Raw genomic sequence first — 20,387 nt, 5'->3', positions numbered from 1 at the left:
TGAGGGCAGTGAAAGAAATGTTTGGACGTTGGGAAATCCTATTTTTCCAATATTTAAAACGCGATTTTAAAAAGATTATTTTTTGGGTAGTCGGCTTAGGCTTGTTTTCAGCTGCTTTTGTGCCAGCATTTGAAGAAATTGCTAAAGGTCAAGGGGCATTTGGTTTCTTTGAGACGATGCAGAATCCAGCGATGATCGCGATTGTTGGACCGACTCCAATTGAGACTGCTACTGAATATACGATAGGAGCCATGTACAGTCATGAAATGTTGTTATTTTGTAGTTTATTTGCGATGGTAGTTTCTATTTTGCATGTCATAGGACATACTCGAAAAGAAGAAGATTTAGGTCTCACCGAATTGATTCGCTCTTTTCAAGTAGGGAGACAGGCAAATTCCTTAGCGGTTATTCTTGAAACACTTTTGATTAATGCGATGTTAGTGATATTTATTGCAGTGATAATGGTGAGTTTCGGAGTAGAAACTGTTACTTTTGAAGGAGCCGTTTTGTTTGCCTTTTCGGTTGGTCTTAGTGGAGTCTTTGGTGCTGTCCTAGCTTTGTTAGTGGCACAAATAATGTCGACTTCGGCTGCAGCAACGGGTGTTTCGCTTGCTGTGCTTGGCTTTTTATATATTTTACGCGGCCTAACAGATATTGTGAATGTTTCTTGGTCGATGTTGAACCCGATGGGCTGGCTGTATTTAACATTTCCTTTTACTGAAAACAACTGGCTACCAGTTGGGTTAGAATTGATATTTTGTTTTCTTTTATTATGTTTCGCCTTAATATTAGAAGGCAAACGTGATGTGGGAGCTGGATTTATTCCTGAAAAAGAAGGAAGAGCGAATGCGAAAGCATCACTATTGTCAGTTCCAGGGATATTTATTCGTTTGAATCGAGGGTTGATTGTTAGTTGGCTGATTGCGTATTTGGTATTAGGGGCTGCTTATGGGGCTATATATGGTGATATGGCGAGCTTTTTAGAGGGCAATGACCTCTTGAAGCTGATGTTTACTTTTTCGGGGGTAACGATTGAAGAATCCTTTACTGCTGTAATTATGATGGTGATGGTTAGCTTGGTGACGATACTGCCACTCGTTTTAATTAACCGCCTGTTTTCATATGAGAAAAACCTGTATTTGAGTCAAATTCATGGAACGAAAGTGAAACGACGCGATTTGTATTGGACAAACATTGTTCTAGCAGTGCTTGTGGCCGTGCTGGGGTTCTTGTTCACGGTTGGAGGATTAGCTGGTGCAGCCTTAAGCGTGATGCAATCGCAACAAATGAGCTTCAGTGATTTCTTGTTAATTGGATTTAATTTATTTCCAACTATTCTATTTTTCATTGGTTTTGCAGCTTTAGTAGTCGGCTGGATACCGCGATTCGGTTCCTTGTTGTATATCTATCTTGCCTACGCCTTTTTCCTAAACTATTTCCAAAATCTTGTCGAATTTCCGACTTGGCTACTCAACACTTCACCACAAAATTGGTTGCCCATGATTCCCCTTGAATCCTTTCAATTAAATATCTTTGCTACAATCCTTGTGGTGAGTTTAGTGATGATGTTGGTTGGTGGGATTGGCTATGGATACCGCGATCGGTTGGAGGGGGCTTAGTATAATGACAACCAGAGTTAAGTTGAAAATTAATGATGCCTAACAATTGCGTGCGATCTTGGATGATTTGTATGAAACGAGGACTCAAGTTGAGATGGCACAATGGTCACTTGATTTGGCTCAATATATATTGGAGCTTGTTGACGATGATTGGCGCACTTTTGATGTGATTCAAGATGGTTTTGCGGTCAACGAACTTTGGCAAAAAGAGAAGGCTCGTATGCACGTTGTCCGTCAAGCGGCTTTTAAAATTCATCGATCAGCAAAAAAAGTTCGGATGCGGTAACTATGGCTGCTCTCCGGGTGGCTGGCTAAGCCGTGGTTTCCGGGCAAATGAAATAACGTGCTATGGTCGCATCTGACTATGCGATTAAAGTCATTAATTTAATGTATCCAAATGATATGGATGCAGTCATCCAAGAACGCCACTGACAAATCCAAAGATTAGAAAATCTTAGTCGTTAAAAATAAATATCACAATCGTAAGTAGCTGTGCTAAGATGATGCGAAGTTGCTTACGATTTTTTGTGTGCTTGAGTATTGGAAGCGGGAAGTGTCCCTCGTTTTTTTGACGAGTACCCAAAGTGTCCCTCGTTTTTTCGACGAGTACCCAAAGTGTTCCTCGTTTTTCTGACGAGTACCCAAAGTGTCCCTCGTTTTTCTGACGAGTACCCAAAGTGTCCCTCGTTTTTTCGACGAGTACCCAAAGTGTCCCTCGTTTTTTTGACGAGTACCCAAAGTGTCCCTCGTTCTTTGAACGAGTACCCAAAGTGTCCCTCGTTTTTTTGACGAGTACCCAAAGTGTCCCTCGTTTTTTCGACGAGTACCCAAAGTGGTCTTCGTTTTTTGGACGAGTACCCAAAGTGTCCCTCGTTTTTTTAACGAGTACCTAAAGTGGTCTTCGTTTTCTTAACGAGTGCCCAAAGTGTCCCTCGTTTTTTTAACGAGTACCTAAAGTGGTCTTCGTTTTCTTAACGAGTACCCAAAGTGTTCCTCGTTTTTTGGACGAGTACCAGAAGTGTCCCTCGTTTTTTTGACGAGTACCCAAAGTGTCCCTCGTTTTTTTAACGAGTACCTAAAGTGGTCTTCGTTTTCTTAACGAGTACCCAAAGTGTCCCTCGTTTTTTTGACGAGTACCCAAAGTGTCCCTCGTTTTCATGACGAGCGCACAAAAGTGCATTCGTTTTTTCAACGAATTTAAACCATTCGCCTCGTTCCTTCAATTAGTCAGTCCCCATTTCAAAAAAACAATTACTTCATACTCAACTCACGATTGCTATTGACCTTTAGCAGCAGTCATTATATTATGTCTATGATTAAATAATAATGAGAAAAAATAAAATGTTTTAATCGTATTAAAATTTTTAGTCTGGAATAATACAAAATCAGCTGATAATATTCAGCAGTGATATTTATTTTAAGGAAAGAGGTTGGGGTTTTTATGGAGAATGTTTCAATTGGGCTGTTGGGCTTTGGGACGGTTGGAAGTGGTGTGGTTCATATTATTAATGCGCATCAAGATCGGTTGGAGCATCAGTTGGGGTGTCAGGTGTCGATTCGTAAAATTTTGGTTCAGGATCCAACGAAGCCTCGGAAAGTTGATTTGAAGGATGCGGTGTTGACGCAGGATGTGAATGATATTATTGATGATCCGACTATTGATGTTGTGATTGAAGTGATGGGAAGTGTTGAGGATACGAAAGATTATGTGAGTCGTGCGTTGCGGAATAAAAAGCATATTTTGACGGCAAATAAGGATATGATGGCTTTATATGGAAATGAATTATTGCAGCTGGCACAAGAGAATGAAGTGGATTTTTATTATGAGGCGAGTGTTGCAGGAGGAATTCCGATTATTAGGAGTTTGGTAGAGGGGTTGGCGCCAGATCGCTTAACGAATCTAATGGGGATTTTGAATGGGACGACCAATTATATTTTGACGAAAATGTCACAAGAAGGTCGGGATTATGCGGATGTCTTAAAGGAAGCACAAAGTTTAGGCTTTGCTGAGGCGGATCCGACATCTGATGTTGAAGGCTTAGATGCGGCTCGTAAGTTGAAAATATTAGCCTCGCTTGGATTTTCAATGGATATTGATTTAGCAGATGTTAGTGTGACTGGGATTTCAAATGTGACACAAAATGATTTGGAATTTTGCCATCAATTAGGTTATAGCATGAAGTTGATTGCTCTAGCAAACCGTGATAATGGCAAAGTGGAAGTGAGTGTTGAGCCGACGCTTATCCCGCATGAACATCCTTTGGCGGCCGTCAATAATGAATTTAATGCAGTGTATGTCAACGGGGAAGCCATTGGAGAATTAATGTTTTACGGCCCTGGAGCAGGGATGCTGCCGACAGCGACAGCAGTAGTGTCGGATTTAATGACGGTGATTAAAAATATGCGCTTAAATGTGACTGGCAACAGTATGACGCCGCCACAGTATGAAAAGAATTTAAAGACAGACGATGAAGTAGCGGCTAAATATTTTGTACGTTTATTAGCAGTAGATATTCCAGGAACATTTGCTGAAGTTACAACCTTATTTGGGCAAAATGACATCAGCTTGGAAAAAGTTTTACAACTTCCCGTCGCTAATGAAGCGCATGCTGAAATTGTTGTCACCACTTATAAAACAAGAAAAAGTAACTTCAATAAAGTATTACAGGCACTAGAAAATTCAATTGCTGTTAAAAATATTAAAAGTTACTATCGGATTGAAGGAGAATAAAAATGAATGGATGGCAAGGATTAATTAAAGAATACAAAGACTTTTTACCAGTTACAGAAAATACACCTTTCTTATCCTTAATGGAAGGCAATACCCCTTTAATTCCTCTTGAAAAAATTTCTCAGCCACTCGGCATTAAACTTTATGTGAAATATGAAGGAGCGAATCCGACAGGATCATTTAAAGATCGTGGTATGGTAATGGCAGTTGCGAAAGCAAAAGAAGCAGGAAGCTCGGCCATTATGTGTGCATCCACTGGCAATACCTCTGCCGCAGCTGCAGCCTATGCCGCAAGAGCCAACCTACGTTGTATTGTTCTAATTCCAAATGGCAAGATTGCAATGGGAAAACTAGCTCAAGCCATGATGTACGGAGCTGAAATTTATGCCATTGACGGTAATTTCGACCGTGCACTCGAGATGGTAAGAAATTTAAGTGACATCGCACCGATTACCTTAGTCAATTCAGTGAACCCCTATCGCATTGAAGGACAAAAAACGGCCGCTTTTGAAATATGCGACCAATTAGGTCAAGCTCCCGATGTCCTTGCTATTCCGGTAGGGAATGCTGGCAATATAACCGCTTATTGGAAAGGTTTTAAGGAGTATCATGACTTAAAAGCCACAGGCTTAGCTGAAATGCACGGCTTTGAGGCCGAAGGTGCAGCTGCCATCGTCCAAAATCAAGTGATAGAAAATCCTGAAACCATCGCTACCGCCATTCGCATCGGAAACCCTGCCAGCTGGGAGTTGGCTGTAAAGGCTGCTCAGGAATCTGGAGGGAATATCGATTCAGTCACGGATGAAGAAATTCTTTCTGCCTATCAACTACTAGCCAAACAAGAAGGCATATTTGCCGAGCCCGCTTCATGTGCCTCAATTGCCGGGGTTCTTAAGTCTGTTGCTAACGGAAAAATTAAGCAGGGAGCCACTGTTGTTGCTGTCTTGACCGGAAACGGCTTGAAAGATCCCGAAACCGCCATTCACACCGCAAGTTTCGAACCGACTGTTTTGCCCGCCGACCAAGACATCGTCTTCGAACACATTTTAGGAAAAAAACCATGACCCCTAAAATCTTTTCAATAAATATCCCTGCCTCAACTGCAAATCTTGGACCTGGATTTGATTCAATTGGCTTAGCCTTGAATCGCTATTTACGTTTAGAGGTAGAAGTAACGGGAGACGAAGCGATATTTATTCCAAAGACAGAAAGTTTAGCAGGGATTGCGACGGGAGCAGATAATTTGATTTATCAGGTAGCAGAATCTGTTGCCAAACAATTTAATCTGAGCTTACCTGGTTTTCGAATTAAAATGTCTAGTGATATTCCACTTTCCCGGGGCTTAGGAAGTAGCGCTTCTGCGATTGTGGGCGGGGTGGAATTGGCGAATCAATTGTTAGCTTTGAATTTATCTAGAAAGAAGAAGGCAAGAATAGCGAGTATTTTCGAAGGGCATCCAGATAATGCCGCGGCTTCTGTTTATGGTGGGCTGGTCATTGGCCTCCATGATGAAACACAAACGGAAATAATTCATACCAATCAAGTAGACGTTGAATTGGTTGCGCTGATACCAAGTTATCAACTGAAGACAGTGGAAGCTCGGTCATTGTTGCCCAATGTTTTAGTCTACCGCGATGCCGTAAAAGTCAGTGCCATTTCCAATGTCCTGGTTGCGGCAATGCTGACCAATCAATGGGAATTAGCAGGCAAATTGATGCAACAAGACCTCTTTCACCAACCCTACCGCATGAAAATTGTTCCTGAACTCGCTAAAAGTATTGAACATTTAGCTCAACTGGATGCTTATGGCTGTGCCTTAAGCGGTGCTGGCCCAACGATTCTATTTTATGTGCCCATTGGAAAGGCTGAGTCGGTAAAAAAAGACTTAAGTTATTATTTTGCAGACTATCAAATAGATATTTTGCAAGTAGACACCACTGGCGTCCAAGTTGAAATGAAAACCTTTTGAATAAATATCGGTGATAATGCACCGCTCGGATGAAAATGTAGTTTCATCCGAGCGGTTTGTTCGCGGTCGGATGAAAGAGTAGTTTCATCCGAGCGGTTTGCTCGCGCTCGTATGAAATAGTGGTTTCATCCGAGCGGTTTGCTCGCGGTCGGATGAAAAGGTGGTTTCATCCGAGCGGTTTGCTCGCGCTCGTTTGAAAGAGTGATTTCATCCGAGCGGTTTGTTCGCGGTCGGATGAAAGGGTGGTTTCATCCGAGCGGTTTGCTCGCGATCGTTTGAAATAGTAGTTTCATCCGAGTGGCTGGTCTGCGCTCGTATGAAATAGTGGTTTCATCCGAGCACGCTGGAAATTTCAGTGATATACGATAGAAAACGTAGATTTAAAGCAGTGATATTTATTAGAGTGGGGGTTAGGTTTCGATTTATTTGAAACGATGCAAAAGGGTTTGGATCGGATGTCGATTTTAGGGTTTATTGGTGTGGTGTTGGCGGTTGAAAATAAGCCGGAAATCCAGCAGTATATTGGATATGTTCACGGTGGGGTGATAGCAACGTTGGCTGACACTTGTGCGGGGTTGGCTGCGATGACGGTGTTGGAAAAAAAGCAAACTGTGGTGACTTCGGAATTCAAAATTCATTATTTGCGACCTGCTACCAGCGCAACTATTCATACGATAGGCTCGATTCTTAAAAAAGGGAGTCGACAAATCATTGTAGAGGCTGAAATACTAGATCTAGCAACAAGCACTCTCGTTGGAAAGTTTATAGGAACGATGGTACCGATGGATGCGAATTAGAATAAAACAGCCAGTATGCAACAAACAAACAGCCGCTAGAAACACTATCAAGTGCTTATAGCGGCTCTCCTCATTTACTTCAAATATTCCAAATATTCGGCTTGTTCAAATTTTTCTGTATTGGCAACTGCTACGTAAATATCATCTTTTTCAATGATGTATTGGGCAGGAAATGTGGTGTTCAGTACTTCGTGGCGGTTTTTGCGAATTCCAATAATGTTGATATCATAACGTTTGCGCAAGTCCAATGAAGTCAGAGGCTTGCCAATCCAATGTTCCGGGGCTCTAAATTCCACCAATGAGGTGACGTCATCCAAATTAATAATGTCTTCAATCGTATTATGGATTAGACGTTGTGCCATATTCAAACCGGCTTCTTTTTCAGGTTGAACTAAAATATTCACACCCAAGGCTGAAATAACTTTACTATTCGTTTTATTTTTAACTTTACAAATAATCGTATCAATACCTAACTCCTTGGCATTAATCACGCCAAGCACCGAAGCTTCTAAGCTCGTTCCGGTACTAATAACAATGGCGTCACATTGGCCAAAACCGAGTTCACGCATATAATCCAAATCAGTGAAATCACCGACACTCCCAACGGCTAAATAACCTTCTAACCGGTCCACATTTTTTTGATCCAAATCACAAGCGATGACATCCACGCCATTTAAAGAGAGTTCTTTGGCGAGTGTTGAACCAAAAATTCCTAACCCCAAAATCCCGACTAAATTATTTTTTCTCATAAATAAATATCTTCCTATCCTATGATAATATTGGTTGTTGTATATTGAATATCTTGGCTTTGTTTTTTCTTATTCGGCAATAGCGAAACAAACATCGTCATCGGACCAATCCGTCCGACAAACATTAGAATCATTATAATTACTTGGCTTGCCATGGTTAATGTAGCCGTTAAATTAGCTGTTACACCAACGGTCGCAAAAGCTGAAATAGATTCAAATAAAACATATAAATAATCGACATGTGTATCAAACAAGAGAATGAGCCCTGAACCAAAGATTAAAATGGTTATATATATTAAGAAAATAGCAAAAGCTTTACGAACAATGAACATTGGAATCGTATGGTGGGCAAAGTTGATATGTGATTTTTGGCGGATTTCAGCCACAGCCAGCATCACAACTAAAGCGAAGGTGGTTGTTTTTAAACCTCCAGCAGTACCACCAGGACTTCCTCCAATAAACATCGTTACGATAAAAATTAAATTAGAAAGTGGATGTGCTAATGTATAGTCAATTGAAGCAAAACCAGCCGTACGCATGGTCACCGTTTGAAACATAGCAGTCATTATTTTATTGCCAGTGCTCATTTGACCAATCGTACCTTGATTATTCCATTCGACCAATAAGAATAAAACTGTACCTATGAAAATTAGTCCCACCGTCATTAGCAAGGCTAACTTAGTATGTGGACTTAATCTTCTTAAAGCGGTTTTTACACTAATTTTTGCTTGTTTGAAATCAATCGATTTAATTCGATCCATGACATCAAACCAAACACTAAAGCCAATTCCTCCCAGAATGATCAGCGCCATAATCGTAAAATTAATCAGCGGCACATCTTGGTAAGGAATCATGGAAACATTACCTAGAGGATCAAAACCTGCATTACAAAAGGCTGAGATAGCCATGAAAATACTAGTAAATATCCCCTTCGCAAACCCTTGTTGTGGGATAAAGAAAGTCGCAAATAGTAAAGCACCAACGCCTTCGATGACAAAGGTATATTTAAAAATATTTCCCAGCCAATCTCTGATATTATCAAGCGAAGCATTATTTAGGGCATCACTGACTGCCATCTGATTTTTAAAGCGCACATTTTGTCCGATTCTAAAATAGAGAATAGAGATAAAAGACATCAGTCCTAAACCTCCAATTTGAATCAAACACATCATAATAAATTGACCGAATATATTGTAAGTATCGAAAATCGATTCAATAAATAACCCTGTCACACAAACGGCTGAAACGGAAATAAATAAATGGTCAAAATAAGTTGCATCGGATGTTGCGGTTTGACTAATGGGTAAGCTTAATAAAATTGAGCCTGTAAAAATGACGATTAAAAAACTAATCACAATCTTTTGGGCGTTGCTCAAGTTTGAGACATTTGGTTTAAATATGGCTAAAGCGAATTTGTTGAGTAGTTTAATGTTAATTCACTCCTATGACTTTAAATCTGATAATAACTATATTATAGTTACTTTAGTTTATTAATAAAGGGAAAATAGGTGGAAACTTATAAAAGTAATCGATTGGTTAATGGATGGTGATATAGTGATACAACAATTAACCTCAAGGCATTTATTAGACCAAAAATTTAACCATAATAATAAAGGTCTCATAGCGGATTACTTAGCCATCTATGACGAAAAAAAATGTGGGGCAGTGATATTTATTCGGATAAATGGGTTTCGAGTACGTTTGTCTTGCTGGAATTAAAATATATGGAAATTGAAAGCTTGCCTCCAGTATACTAAGAAGCTACCTAAACAGTCTTGAATGAGCTTTGGCGAAAGGACACGTCCGAAAAATCCGGCCGACATTTGGATTTTTGTATTGCGTTGATGATCTTATCTTTAGCCATATACGGAAAGCTTCAAAGCGAAAAAATATCTGAGATAATCGACTATGTTTTAGCCTATCAATCAAATGATGGTGGCTGGAATTGCCAATGGGATGTGCGTTACACCGACGTTCTTCAGTTAGTTCGGTTCATACGACTTTGCTTATATTAGAAAGTTTAACAGACTATGAAAAAAATGGCTATCACTACCGTTTGATGGATATCCAAAAAGCTGTTAAGCTAGGGCAGGAATATTTTTTGCAGCGTTATTGATATTAAAACTGTAGATCCTGCAAGCTACCAAGACTGTTTACAAGACAAAGCTGTCAATTATATTTAATTAGGAGGTCATTTTATGACACATCAAGCAGTAACAGCAAAAGCCCAAGAACTTTTAGAACAATTAGGTCCTGAAACGTTACGTGGTGAACTTAGAAAAATCGCCAAAGAAATTAAAATGGATCACGCAATAGCAATGGAATTATGGTCAAGTCAAGAATATACGCCTCGCTTATTGGCTTTATTAATTATGGATAAAAAACAGTTGTCGGCTGACGATGTTGATCGGATTATTCTAGACATGGAAGACCATGACTACGATCAACGCATTTCATTAATGGATTGGTTTTATGCAAATCAATTAACGAAGCTCAAGAAATTACAAAATTTAATCGATGGTTGGCAACACAGTGAGATTCCACTCCAACGCCGTACGTTTTGGTATTACCAGGCTCGTCAACGTTGGACAGGGCAGATACCACCGGACAATACTGAGGCATTGCTTGATGCAATTGAAGCCGATATTGTTGATGAAAAACCGGAAGTTCAGTTCACCATGAATTTAACCGCTGGTTGGATTGGTGTTTACGATGAACAATACCGTGACCGTTGTATCGCGATTGGTGAAAAGACTGGTTTGTATAAAGGCGAAATGGTTTCTAAAGGTTGTACGCCAAGTTATTTGCCTGAGTTTATTGCCATCGAAGTCGAAAAACGTCAGTAGACAATGGACAATCATAGTCCTTTTTTCTAAAAAAAACAACTAGTAAATGAAAAAAATATTGATTAAATATAAATGTTGGTACTTCAAAAATCCATACTTAACACTATAATGTAAAAGTACAGATTTTTTTCGTTTGAATAATATTGATTAGATCGTAGTGTGAGAAGCAATTTATGAAAGATGATCATTTTGGTTAATCCAAGTTTTGCATTCTAAGTGGCATATAACTCATCAAAACGTGCATCTTCCCCCCGTGAAAACTTCTCCCCCAACCACACCAAAAACGGGAAGTAAGCATCATCGCTCACTTCCCGTTTAAATTAAATTATTTACTGCTCGGTTGGACTGCTAATCGAACCTGCCATCCGAATGGCTTGCATAGCGTCTTGATGTGTCACTGTATAGACCACATTGTCTTCATGCCACACAACAGAATTCGTTTCATAGGTGCTATTTTCATCTGGCATGGATAAAGTGATTTGCCCGACTTGAGTTGGGGCAGGTAAGTATATTTCTTCCAGATACTCTACCACTTCCACCGCTAAAGGAACGGGATCTTCTTCCTCAATATTTGAAGCTTTCACTACTAAACTCCAATTACCTTCTTGCCAATTCAAATAGGTTGAACCAGCAGCACCTTGCATAAAGCCTGTAATACCATAACCTAAATCGACTTCTTGACCTTGTAAATCCAGAATTTGTTCCACAGCTTCGGCTGCTTCTCCCTCAGTTTCATAAGTCGTTTTTCCAAAAGCTGCAATCGGCGTTAATTCATTTAAGGCTGTTGCATTCAATTCAATGGGCTCATCTTCTGCATAATACAAAATATTGAAGTTCTCTTGATCTTCTTGACCTGTCGTCGCTGCCGTAAAATACAATTTATCGTCTTCACGCAACACATAAGTCGGCAAAGTATCATCTGGATAACTCTCACTCAGCGCATCAACAATCTTTTGAGCTTGATCTTTCGGGGAAAGATCCTGAGCTTCAACAACTGTTTCAGGATACACCTCCAAATAAATACCTCCGGTAGTTAACCCTGGGATGAATGCTGTTGTACTTAAAATTAGCATCCATTTTTTCATTGAGTTTTTCATTTGTATACGCCTCCCGTATACATTTATTGTACTCCTTATTCGAATATAGAACGAATAATTTGACTCAAAAAGGAAAATGATGATAATGACTCAATTTCTTCGCTGTGATATTTTTTTCCAAGGTCATTAGAAGGGGTTATACTTTTATTCCACTCGTCAATATGGGCCTTCTCCTTACTGACTCCACGTGGCCACAAACGATCCGCCAAAATCCGATAAACATCAGATTCCTCAACATCTTCATAAATTCTTTTTAACTTAATCAAATAATCACTTCAATTTCTTGTTTTTATCCATAAATTTATCACGGTCTAATGCTTTGTTCAAATTTAATAGAGCTTGGATATCCTTACGTGATTCGCTCTTATTAGCAAATAATATCCCTTGCGCAATATCATCATGATCCAAATACGCCAGCGTAAATTTACCACTCTTGACATCCCCACGTACCACAATATCTGCCCAATCACGGGTATAACCTAAATATTCAAAAGTTTCATCGTATTGGTCCGTCCAGAAATAGGGCATCACACTAAAGGCATGGCTTTTATTTTCAACAATATTTTTGGCAACCGACCGCCCTTGATGATAGGCATTTTCCCAATGCTCAATATGAATCATCTGTCCACGATAAGGCCAAATGGCGACATCACCCGCTGCATAGATATGCGGTAAGGCAGTTTCTCCAAATTCATTAACAATAATCCCATGGTCGACGTTTAATCCTTCTATCTCAATGGACACATTCAGAACTACCCCAATCCCAACAATAACCATTTCACTAGGAACAACCTCTCCTTGATTCGTTTCAACAGCATTCACTCGATTGTCAGCATCCACCAAAAATTTCTGAGCAACTTGTCCCAAGACAAATTCAACCCCACGGGCTTGATGCATGTTAACAAAATAATTCGAGGCGTCGTTACCTAAAGTTTTCGCCAAAGGATGAGGGGACGAACTAATCACGGTTACTTTGATTCCCATTGAGTTAAGGGAGGCAGCTAGCTCCAAGCCGATAAAGCCTCCACCAACAATCGCCACCTGCTTAACTTTTTTTATCCATTTTTTAATCGCTAAAGCATCTTCAAAATTCCTTAAATAAAATATCCCGTCAGCATCTGAATTTTCAATATTTAATTTCCTTAATTGTGAGCCCGTTGCTAAAACCAACTCTTCATAATAAATATCTCTGCCATCAGCAGTTTGGAGATATTTATTAGTGGGGTTAATAAAGGTGACTGTTGTGTTTAAAAAGGGTGTAATCTTTTGCTTATTAAAATAAGTTCGATTCTGAAAGTAGGGCGGGTTTGGTTGATTGCGATCGACTAACCAATTTTTGGACAATTCCTTGCGATCGTAAGGCAGAAAAGATTCTTGATCAATTAAAGCAATGGTTCCCGGATAATTACTAGCTCGCAACTGTTTAGCCACATTATAGCCAGCAATCGAAGCACCAACAATGACTGTATCGAATTTCATGAGCGTGACCACCTTTCAGTAAAATATCTGATTCATTTTGCTTGTAATTGGCGTTAGCAAACTGGTCTTTTTGTTTAATTAATGAGTCATATTTTTTCAGTCAGTTTTGTTAAGAATTTAGTAGATTTAACACAACTGTTAAGTTTATAATAAAAATTTAATGTAAGCGATAGAATAATTATAGTGAAGGTGATGAGATAAAACAAGTTAACTATTGTGTGATTTTGATATTTTTGTTGTTTAGTTTGGATCATTTTTGTAATGTTAGGTTTAAAGCCAGATGACTTGAGAAACGAGGCAGGAAAGACGATGTTAATGAAGTCAATTTGTGGTTTAATGCCGTTGACTTCAGGAACGATTCGAGTGGGTAATCTTGTTCTAGATGAGAATTCAGAACATATTCCGGAAGGTATCGGAATCATTATTGAAAATCCTGGCTTTTTACCTCAATTTAGTGGGTGGAAAAATTTAAAGTTTTAATCTGGAATTCAGAATAAAATTACAGATGATGAAATCCAAGGAGCTCTTGATATTGTTGGTTTAAGTTATGCGCAAATTATTATTAGATTAAAAAAATGGCCACATAATTATTTTGGCAAGTCATACGCAAGAAGATATTCGTATTCTATGTGATACAGTCGTAGAGTTAGAACATGGGAAAGTGATTCGCAGGGAAGTATTTAATTAAGGATTGAGTGGTGTAAGTTGTATAAAACTTTATTGTATAAATAGACAAGGAGGTATCAATGTCAAACGAAACAAAACATAATATCGTAATTCTAATTGCATTCATTGTTGTTTCCACACTTAACTATTACAATGTTATTTCAATTAACACCGATATTATTGGTGTTGCTACAGTCTTAATGTATAAACTTCCTAATAAAATTAACCAACACATCATTTTCAATTAGTCGCTATTTTAGCAAGGGTATGGTTATTTTATTGGTAGTTTAGAAGACATCACTTGAATGAGTGGTGTTTTTAATTGTTTATAATCTTATAAATTCTCGGTGTTATTTATGTTAAAACATTTATATGTTACCGCTAACATATTTAACGAAAGCGGTTGCATTAAGATTTATTTAAGTTATAATATAAGTGAAATTGGTTTTAAAAAATACTGAGGAGGAATTGTATGTCACAGTGGATGAAAAAGTTAGCTAAAGTCACTTTAACCGCCAGTTTATTCGCAACAATTGGAGGAACAACAGCACAGGCGGCTTCAGATGACCCAAATGCTTTTACACTCTATTCCAATAAGAGTGAAACTCAAGAGGCTTTAACAAATTATGCAGCTGCTTGGGGAGAAGCAAATGGAGTAGACATTAATGTTAAAGTTTGTTCTGGGGCATGTTCGTTAGGAGATCAACTAAAGGCAGACTTTACAGCCGGAGAAGGTCCAGATGTATTTGTTATTGAAGGGCAAAGTGGCTATGATTTATGGGCAGATATGTTACAACCTATTTCAGGTGATTGGGTAGACCAGACAGAATTTGAATTTATTCAAAATGATGAAGTTTATGGCTTCCCAGTATCTGTAGAAGGATATGGCTTGGCATATAATGCAGATTTATTAGCAGAAGCAGGTATTGATCCTGAATCGTTAAATTCATTTGAGGCTTTAGAAGCAGCTTTTGCTGATTTAGATGCTCGTAAAGATGAATTAGGTTTAATTTCAGTTGTTGCTAATGCAACTATGGAAGGCGAAACTTGGATTATGGGTAACCATGACTTTAATGCATACTTAGGAAACTTATTACCAAATGGTGACCGTACGGTAACGGAACAAGTAGTTGCTGGTGAAACAGATGCCGATCGTATGGCAGGTTATGCAGATTGGGTAGAATTATTATTTAAATACACTGACCCTCAAATGTTAACGGTTGGAACGCAAGATGATATGGATATCGCTTTTGCATCTGGTCAAACAGCTTTCTTACACCAAGGTAACTGGAAAGATCCTAACTTAGCACAATTAGAAGCAGACTTTGCGATGGGCTTCATCCCTTATCAAACATCTCATGAAGAAAATTCAGAAGGATTATTTATTGGAGCACCTTCATACTATGTAGTTAACAAAGACACAGCTGCTTTAGATTCCATTAATAAATTCTTTGAAGATATGGTTTCAACTCCTGAAGGACAAGATTTCATGGTCAACCAAGCCAATATGATTTCAGCTTTCTCAACAACAGAAGAAACACCTTCAGCACCATTATCAGCCTTTTTAGCTGAATGGATTTCTGCTGAAAAACCTGTCTATTCATTTGACAATACGTACTTTATGCCAGATGGCTTTGGTATGAATAACTTAGGTCCAATTTACGGACAATTCGCGCAAGGAAATATCGATAAAGCTCAATTTATTGAATTAATGACAGCTGAAATTGCTAAAGTTCCTGAGTTGTTAGGTAACTAGTAGACACAGTCTATGAAAAGCAGCGAACGGGGAGACCTAGTTCTGCTGCTTTTTATTTATTAGAAAGGGTGAGCTTTATGGCAACAGATCAACCTAAAAAGTTTAATCGAACACGCAATGAATCGCGTAATTTTTTCATTCTAGTAGCACCAGCGGTATTTATTTTTCTATTAGTTATTGCAATTCCGTTTGTTTTAGGAGTCTATTATTCCTTTACTGATTGGGGTGGGGTGACACAAGCTGAGACAAATTTTGTTGGTTTTAAAAATTATATTCAGAGTTTTAAGGATACCCGCTTTCAATATTCATTAATGATTACTTTTATTTTTGCCATTATCAATGTGATTGTGATTAACTTTATATCTTTTGGCTTAGCCATGCTGGTTTCCAGCAATATTAAGGGACGTAATATTTATCGGGCAGGATTTTTTATACCTAACTTAATTGGTGGATTGGTTTTAGGTTATATTTGGCAATTTATTTATAATCAAGTTTTCCCGGCCTTTGGTGAAGTGATTGGCAGTGAGTGGTTGATAACAAACTTATTTCTTGGCAAACCCAATTTAGCCATGTCAGCCTTAATCATCACAAACTCATGGCAATATGCCGGCTACATCATGATGATTTACTTTGCTGGTCTACAAGCTGTGCCTGATTCCTTATATGAATCTGCGTCACTTGATGGCGCTAATTGGTTCGCTAAATTGCGTCATATCACTATACCGATGGTCATGCCAGCCTTTACTGTTTCTCTTTTCCTCACAATAAATAACTCATTCAAAATCTTTGATGTCAATGTTTCCTTAACAGGTGGGGGACCTTCTATTATGTGGGAAGGCCAGGCAATTAAAGGAACGGAATTTATTACGATGAATATTTATAATACAGCCTCGGTTGAAAATCAATTAGCAAGAGGACAAGCAAGAGCAGTCATACTATTTGTTATCCTAGTGATTATTAGTCTTACCCAAACAACCATTACTAAACGTCGGGAGGTCGAAATGTAATGAAAGCACGCAAACGAGGTTTAGTTGTTTTAGAAATTGTTGCTATCATACTTTTTATCGTCGTTGTCAGTCCTTTTATTTTAATTATCATCAACTCTGCGAAATCTTCACGCGATATTTTATTAAATCCACTTTCTCTACCACAAGATTGGGGGATATTTATTGAGAATGTGGTTTCGATTTGGAATAACCCATCGATTAATTATGCGGAAAGTTTTGTTTCTTCGGTGATTATTACGGTTGTCTCGTTGCTTATTATTACTTTGATTTCGTCTTTAGCCGCTTGGGGACTAGTTCGTCGGAAAACACGGTTATCAAATGCGATCTTTTTAATGTTTGTTGCTTCAATGGTTATTCCTTTCCAAGTGGTCATGTATCCTTTGATTTCTTGGTTTAGGATTATTCAAGAAAATGTTACAAAGCCGCTCTTTGGTTTTAATTTGCTCCGTTCATATTGGGGTGTCTTTCTAGCTTATGCTGGTTTTGGTATGGGGATGTCTGTTTTTATGTTCCATGGATTTATTAAAGGGGTACCTGTAGAAATTGAAGAAGCTGCTGAAATTGATGGTGCCAATAAGTTCCAGACCTTTGTTTATGTCGTGTTGCCGTTATTGAAGCCGATTACGGTTACGATCCTTATCTTAAATGGGATTTGGATTTGGAATGACTACTTGCTACCATTGTTGTTATTGGGTGTAGGGAATGATATTCAAACCTTGCCCATTGCAGTGGCTAACTTTGCGGGATCCTATACCCGTCAATGGGATATGATTCTGACCTCATCTTTGATGGTTATTGCACCTGTGATTATCATCTTCCTATTTGCCCAAAAGCAAATCATGAAAGGAATGGTCGAAGGGGCTATCAAGTAGGAATTAGAAATTGCTCCTTTGCTTGAATGAAAATAAATTCATAAATCTGAAACTCCGAACGTTTAAATAATAGTGGAACCGTCATTTGCCTCTCTATGAGAGTCAAAAGACTCGGCTGACTGCTCGAACGCTAAGCCCTAAAGGACTAAGCATTCGATGTATGTCAGTCCGTTCTTTACACTATCATTTAAACGTTCGGAGTTTCTTTGTTTTTTTAGTGGAAGAGGAATAGATATTAATTTGTAGAAAGGTAATCAGAATAATAGAACAGCATTATCAAGCAAGAATATGTTATATTAATGAATAAGAATTTATTGAATAGGTGAGTATATGAAAAAAGAAATATATCCAACAGAAGTTCTAGATGTAACGATTGACAGATTGGATGAAAAGGGGCGCGGGGTTGTAAGTTATGTCCATGCCCCAGACAAGGGATCTAATGGAAAACATTTGAAAATCATCATGAATAATGTGGTGCCAGGTGATAAAGTTCGTGTCACTGTTGATAATGCCAAAGGACGTAAGACAGCCGTTATTGAATACGATGAATTGCTATCCCCTGGACCAAGCCGTATTTCTGAAGTAAATATCACTGTTAACGAAGCAGGTGGTACTCCATTACAATTTATGAAATACGAGGACCAATTGAAGTTGAAGCAAGAGTTGGTGCAGGGATATTTAGTTGAAAAAGGTTTTGATGTTGAAAAGGTTCAGCTGATTATTGGGATGGAGAATCCGTATCGATATCGCAATAAGATGGAGTTGACCTTTGGGTCAGATGGGGCTTTGGGGATGCATCGCCAAGGGAATTTCCGGGAAATTATTGATATGGAGGACTCTATGCTTGCGCCCGAGGAGATGGTGCAGGTGAAGCATGCAGTCAGTCAATGGCAAAAAGACCATGCATTAAGCGGTTATGACAAAGATAGCAAGGAAGGTCTGTTGCGTAATTTGATGATGCGGAAGTCATTTGCGACCGAAGAATTGATGGTTGTGATATTTGCGACGGAAAGAGCGGAGGACTTACCAGAAGTTGCAGCTGATTTAACAAATCGATTGAGTGGGCAATTTGAGAATTTAGCAAGTTTAATCTGGGTATTAAATCGGAATGTGGCGGATAGTACACAGTCAGAAGAAGAGATGGTTTTGTTTGGACGAGACTATATTTATGATCAGTTAAAAGGCTTTAATTATCGAATTTGGCATGATACGTTTTTCCAAGCGAATCCTGTACAAGCAGAAAAGTTGGTTGATTTGGCATTGGATTATGCAGAAGTTGATGCATCAATGCGGACATTGGACTTGTTTTGTGGTGTAGGAACATTCAGTTTACCAATGGCAGCTCGTTCAAAGGAGTTAGCAGGAATTGAAATCGTTGAGTCTTCTATTCAGTCCGCACGAAGAAATGCAGTAGATAATGGCTTGGACAATACTTATTTTATGGTCAGTGATGCACGAAGCGGTTTGAAAACGTTGAAGGAAGAGTGGGGACAGCCAGATTTGTTGTTATTGGATCCGCCAAGAAGTGGTGCAGGTGGTAAAGTCATGCGTAGTATAGGACGCTTTGGTACAGAAAAAATTGTCTATGTGTCTTGTAATCCAAAGAGTTTAGCAGAAGATTTAGTTTGGTTACGTGATTTTGGGTATGAGTTGCAAGTGGTGCAGCCAGTAGACCAATTTCCGCATACGATGCATGTTGAGTGTGTGGTATTGATAACACGCAATATATAGTAATTTACAAAAGTAAACTCGCAATATATTGTGTTTTTGCTCATTTATTAAACATAAATTGCCTACTTATCATCAGTATAAAATTGTGATATGATTAGGCTAATTATTGATGTGGAGGTGAGCTGATGGATTCAAAGATTTGGTATATCCCGGCAAGGAATGACCGTTTGGACAAGAATGTTGGAATCTACTGCAGAGTTAGTACGAACGAAAAAGAACAGCTTTATAGCCTTGCAGCACAGATTTCTGCTTTGACGAGAGCAGTTGCGAATGTTAGTCAATGGAGGCTGGCAGATGTATTTATTGATATTGCGTCTGCCAAAGGCGACGCTCCACGTAGAGAATTCGAACGATTGATTAAAGAATGTGAAGCTCACAACATCTCTGTCGTTCTGACAAAAAGCATCAGCAAATTTGGCAGGGATACGGTTGAAACATTATCAGCACTCAACAGACTGACTGCGGCAGGTGCAAGAATCATATTTGAAGAAGAAAACCTGGATACCGATGAAGTCGATAGCAATCTTATGATTTCGGTGATGGAATCCTTTGCCCAGGCTGAAAATGAGAGCCGAAGTGAGAATATCCGTATGGGCCTTGCTATGAGAGCGGCAAACGGTACCTCCGGACTCTACAAACGAAAGCTGTACGGCTACAAAAAGAACAAAGATGGCGAGCTTATAATTGATGATGAACAGGCTAAGGTAGTGCGAGATGTTTTCAGATGGTATCTGGATGGTGCCAGTGTGCTTGGAATCATAAAGAAACTATCAGACACAGGTATTCGTTCCCCCGCCGGTAAAGAAAAGTGGAGCAAGCGATCTATAGAGAAGATGCTTGAAAATGAGAAATACACAGGTACGGTTACACTTTTGGATTCCGCTACACAGAAATATGAATTTCAAATGAAGGAATGTCATCTGCCGATTATTACGGAGAGTGAGTTCAGGGCTGTTCAGAAAGAAAAGAAAAAGCGTAGCAACGTTATTATGGACGATGATGGAACGCGGCGCAGTAGTAAGAAATACAGTTCGAAGAGGAAATGACGAAATGAAGATTGCGAGGTAG

General features: G+C 38.9%; 19 protein-coding genes. 14 read left to right on the top strand and 5 right to left on the bottom strand.

The genetic code is table 11. The features are described from left to right. The first annotated feature begins 8 nt into the window (after positions 1–8). From NRE15_RS04150 to NRE15_RS04125, 6 genes are all read left to right on the top strand, one after another. Positions 9–1,619: an ABC transporter permease gene (locus tag NRE15_RS04150; protein ID WP_449267331.1), complete on the top strand. Its 1,611-nt coding sequence runs from the start codon at positions 9–11 to the stop codon at positions 1,617–1,619. Positions 1,620–1,713: 94 nt separating this feature from the next. Then, positions 1,714–1,905 carry a putative immunity protein gene (locus tag NRE15_RS04145; protein ID WP_313794352.1) on the top strand — a complete coding sequence of 64 codons (192 nt, stop codon included), beginning with the start codon at positions 1,714–1,716 and terminating at the stop codon, positions 1,903–1,905. A gap of 1,155 nt (positions 1,906–3,060) precedes the next feature. Next, positions 3,061–4,350: a homoserine dehydrogenase gene (locus tag NRE15_RS04140; RefSeq protein WP_313794351.1), complete on the top strand. Its 1,290-nt coding sequence runs from the start codon at positions 3,061–3,063 to the stop codon at positions 4,348–4,350. Positions 4,351–4,352: 2 nt separating this feature from the next. After that, a complete protein-coding gene (thrC, locus tag NRE15_RS04135) occupies positions 4,353–5,414 on the top strand; it encodes a threonine synthase (RefSeq protein ID WP_313794350.1) in 1,062 nt (353 codons plus the stop codon). Then, positions 5,411–6,319, top strand: coding sequence for a homoserine kinase (gene thrB / locus NRE15_RS04130; protein ID WP_313794349.1), 909 nt, complete (start codon positions 5,411–5,413; stop codon positions 6,317–6,319). The genes thrC and thrB overlap by 4 nt, the downstream gene beginning before the upstream one ends. A gap of 434 nt (positions 6,320–6,753) precedes the next feature. Then, positions 6,754–7,116, top strand: a complete 363-nt coding sequence (locus tag NRE15_RS04125) for a PaaI family thioesterase (RefSeq protein ID WP_313794348.1) — start codon at positions 6,754–6,756, stop codon at positions 7,114–7,116. A gap of 74 nt (positions 7,117–7,190) precedes the next feature. Here NRE15_RS04125 and NRE15_RS04120 read toward each other — a convergent pair whose 3' ends face one another. Then, positions 7,191–7,865, bottom strand: coding sequence for a potassium channel family protein (locus NRE15_RS04120; RefSeq protein ID WP_313794347.1), 675 nt, complete (start codon positions 7,863–7,865; stop codon positions 7,191–7,193). A gap of 14 nt (positions 7,866–7,879) precedes the next feature. Next, the gene (locus tag NRE15_RS04115; RefSeq protein WP_313794346.1) at positions 7,880–9,241 is read right to left on the bottom strand and encodes a TrkH family potassium uptake protein; all 1,362 of its coding nucleotides are present in this window, start codon (positions 9,239–9,241) and stop codon (positions 7,880–7,882) included. An 822-nt stretch (positions 9,242–10,063) separates the two neighbouring features. On the opposite strand from NRE15_RS04115, the gene NRE15_RS04110 reads away from it, so the two are divergent. Next, positions 10,064–10,711 (top strand): DNA alkylation repair protein, encoded by a 648-nt coding sequence (locus tag NRE15_RS04110; protein ID WP_313794345.1) that lies wholly within the window; start codon positions 10,064–10,066, stop codon positions 10,709–10,711. Positions 10,712–11,040: 329 nt separating this feature from the next. Here the strand turns inward: NRE15_RS04110 and NRE15_RS04105 are convergent, their stop codons facing one another. From NRE15_RS04105 to NRE15_RS04095, 3 genes are read right to left on the bottom strand one after another with little or no spacing between them, the layout of a single operon-like run. After that, the gene (locus tag NRE15_RS04105) at positions 11,041–11,808 is read right to left on the bottom strand and encodes a hypothetical protein (RefSeq protein WP_313794344.1); all 768 of its coding nucleotides are present in this window, start codon (positions 11,806–11,808) and stop codon (positions 11,041–11,043) included. Between the two features lie 35 nt (positions 11,809–11,843). Next, positions 11,844–12,074, bottom strand: a complete 231-nt coding sequence (locus NRE15_RS14605) for a DUF488 domain-containing protein (RefSeq protein ID WP_390887179.1) — start codon at positions 12,072–12,074, stop codon at positions 11,844–11,846. A 4-nt stretch (positions 12,075–12,078) separates the two neighbouring features. Further along, positions 12,079–13,287: an NAD(P)/FAD-dependent oxidoreductase gene (locus NRE15_RS04095; RefSeq protein WP_313794343.1), complete on the bottom strand. Its 1,209-nt coding sequence runs from the start codon at positions 13,285–13,287 to the stop codon at positions 12,079–12,081. 309 nt (positions 13,288–13,596) lie between these two features. On the opposite strand from NRE15_RS04095, the gene NRE15_RS04090 reads away from it, so the two are divergent. The 7 genes from NRE15_RS04090 to NRE15_RS04060 all read left to right on the top strand — a co-directional run bounded on the left by NRE15_RS04090 (position 13,597) and on the right by NRE15_RS04060 (position 20,365). Continuing rightward, positions 13,597–13,767, top strand: a complete 171-nt coding sequence (locus tag NRE15_RS04090) for a P-loop NTPase family protein (protein ID WP_313794342.1) — start codon at positions 13,597–13,599, stop codon at positions 13,765–13,767. 266 nt (positions 13,768–14,033) lie between these two features. Further along, positions 14,034–14,201 (top strand): hypothetical protein, encoded by a 168-nt coding sequence (locus tag NRE15_RS04085; protein WP_313794341.1) that lies wholly within the window; start codon positions 14,034–14,036, stop codon positions 14,199–14,201. A 224-nt stretch (positions 14,202–14,425) separates the two neighbouring features. Next, positions 14,426–15,709 carry an ABC transporter substrate-binding protein gene (locus NRE15_RS04080; protein ID WP_313794340.1) on the top strand — a complete coding sequence of 428 codons (1,284 nt, stop codon included), beginning with the start codon at positions 14,426–14,428 and terminating at the stop codon, positions 15,707–15,709. A gap of 77 nt (positions 15,710–15,786) precedes the next feature. Then, complete coding sequence (locus tag NRE15_RS04075; protein ID WP_313794339.1) at positions 15,787–16,716, top strand: carbohydrate ABC transporter permease; 930 nt, start codon at positions 15,787–15,789, stop codon at positions 16,714–16,716. Beyond that, positions 16,716–17,588 carry a carbohydrate ABC transporter permease gene (locus tag NRE15_RS04070; protein ID WP_313794338.1) on the top strand — a complete coding sequence of 291 codons (873 nt, stop codon included), beginning with the start codon at positions 16,716–16,718 and terminating at the stop codon, positions 17,586–17,588. Before NRE15_RS04075 ends, NRE15_RS04070 begins: the two co-directional genes overlap by 1 nt. Before the next feature lie 330 nt (positions 17,589–17,918). Then, positions 17,919–19,319 carry a 23S rRNA (uracil(1939)-C(5))-methyltransferase RlmD gene (gene rlmD, locus NRE15_RS04065; protein WP_313794337.1) on the top strand — a complete coding sequence of 467 codons (1,401 nt, stop codon included), beginning with the start codon at positions 17,919–17,921 and terminating at the stop codon, positions 19,317–19,319. Positions 19,320–19,444: 125 nt separating this feature from the next. Continuing rightward, a complete protein-coding gene (locus tag NRE15_RS04060; RefSeq protein ID WP_313794336.1) occupies positions 19,445–20,365 on the top strand; it encodes a recombinase family protein in 921 nt (306 codons plus the stop codon). Positions 20,366–20,387 lie beyond the last annotated feature (22 nt).

Origin of the sequence: Fundicoccus culcitae, assembly GCF_024661895.1 — a bacterium.
In the GTDB taxonomy this organism is placed as follows: domain Bacteria; phylum Bacillota; class Bacilli; order Lactobacillales; family Aerococcaceae; genus Fundicoccus_A; species Fundicoccus_A culcitae.
The sequence above is the reverse complement of the archived record's forward strand: the minus strand, read 5'-3'. Positions and strand labels throughout refer to the sequence as shown.

What these genes read in the sequence shown, in the direction of transcription:
- thrC (WP_313794350.1), top strand. Translation starts at nt 4,353, where the DNA reads ATGAATGGATGGCAAGGATTAATTAAAGAATACAAAGACTTTTTACCA.
- NRE15_RS04140 (WP_313794351.1), top strand. Translation starts at nt 3,061, where the DNA reads ATGGAGAATGTTTCAATTGGGCTGTTGGGCTTTGGGACGGTTGGAAGT.
- NRE15_RS04080 (WP_313794340.1), top strand. Translation starts at nt 14,426, where the DNA reads ATGTCACAGTGGATGAAAAAGTTAGCTAAAGTCACTTTAACCGCCAGT.
- NRE15_RS04095 (WP_313794343.1), bottom strand. Translation starts at nt 13,287, where the DNA reads ATGAAATTCGATACAGTCATTGTTGGTGCTTCGATTGCTGGCTATAAT.
- NRE15_RS04145 (WP_313794352.1), top strand. Translation starts at nt 1,714, where the DNA reads ATGGCACAATGGTCACTTGATTTGGCTCAATATATATTGGAGCTTGTT.
- NRE15_RS04070 (WP_313794338.1), top strand. Translation starts at nt 16,716, where the DNA reads ATGAAAGCACGCAAACGAGGTTTAGTTGTTTTAGAAATTGTTGCTATC.
- NRE15_RS04085 (WP_313794341.1), top strand. Translation starts at nt 14,034, where the DNA reads ATGTCAAACGAAACAAAACATAATATCGTAATTCTAATTGCATTCATT.
- NRE15_RS04075 (WP_313794339.1), top strand. Translation starts at nt 15,787, where the DNA reads ATGGCAACAGATCAACCTAAAAAGTTTAATCGAACACGCAATGAATCG.
- NRE15_RS04060 (WP_313794336.1), top strand. Translation starts at nt 19,445, where the DNA reads ATGGATTCAAAGATTTGGTATATCCCGGCAAGGAATGACCGTTTGGAC.
- thrB (WP_313794349.1), top strand. Translation starts at nt 5,411, where the DNA reads ATGACCCCTAAAATCTTTTCAATAAATATCCCTGCCTCAACTGCAAAT.
- NRE15_RS04125 (WP_313794348.1), top strand. Translation starts at nt 6,754, where the DNA reads ATGCAAAAGGGTTTGGATCGGATGTCGATTTTAGGGTTTATTGGTGTG.
- rlmD (WP_313794337.1), top strand. Translation starts at nt 17,919, where the DNA reads ATGAAAAAAGAAATATATCCAACAGAAGTTCTAGATGTAACGATTGAC.
- NRE15_RS04105 (WP_313794344.1), bottom strand. Translation starts at nt 11,808, where the DNA reads ATGAAAAACTCAATGAAAAAATGGATGCTAATTTTAAGTACAACAGCA.
- NRE15_RS04090 (WP_313794342.1), top strand. Translation starts at nt 13,597, where the DNA reads ATGTTAATGAAGTCAATTTGTGGTTTAATGCCGTTGACTTCAGGAACG.
- NRE15_RS04120 (WP_313794347.1), bottom strand. Translation starts at nt 7,865, where the DNA reads ATGAGAAAAAATAATTTAGTCGGGATTTTGGGGTTAGGAATTTTTGGT.
- NRE15_RS04110 (WP_313794345.1), top strand. Translation starts at nt 10,064, where the DNA reads ATGACACATCAAGCAGTAACAGCAAAAGCCCAAGAACTTTTAGAACAA.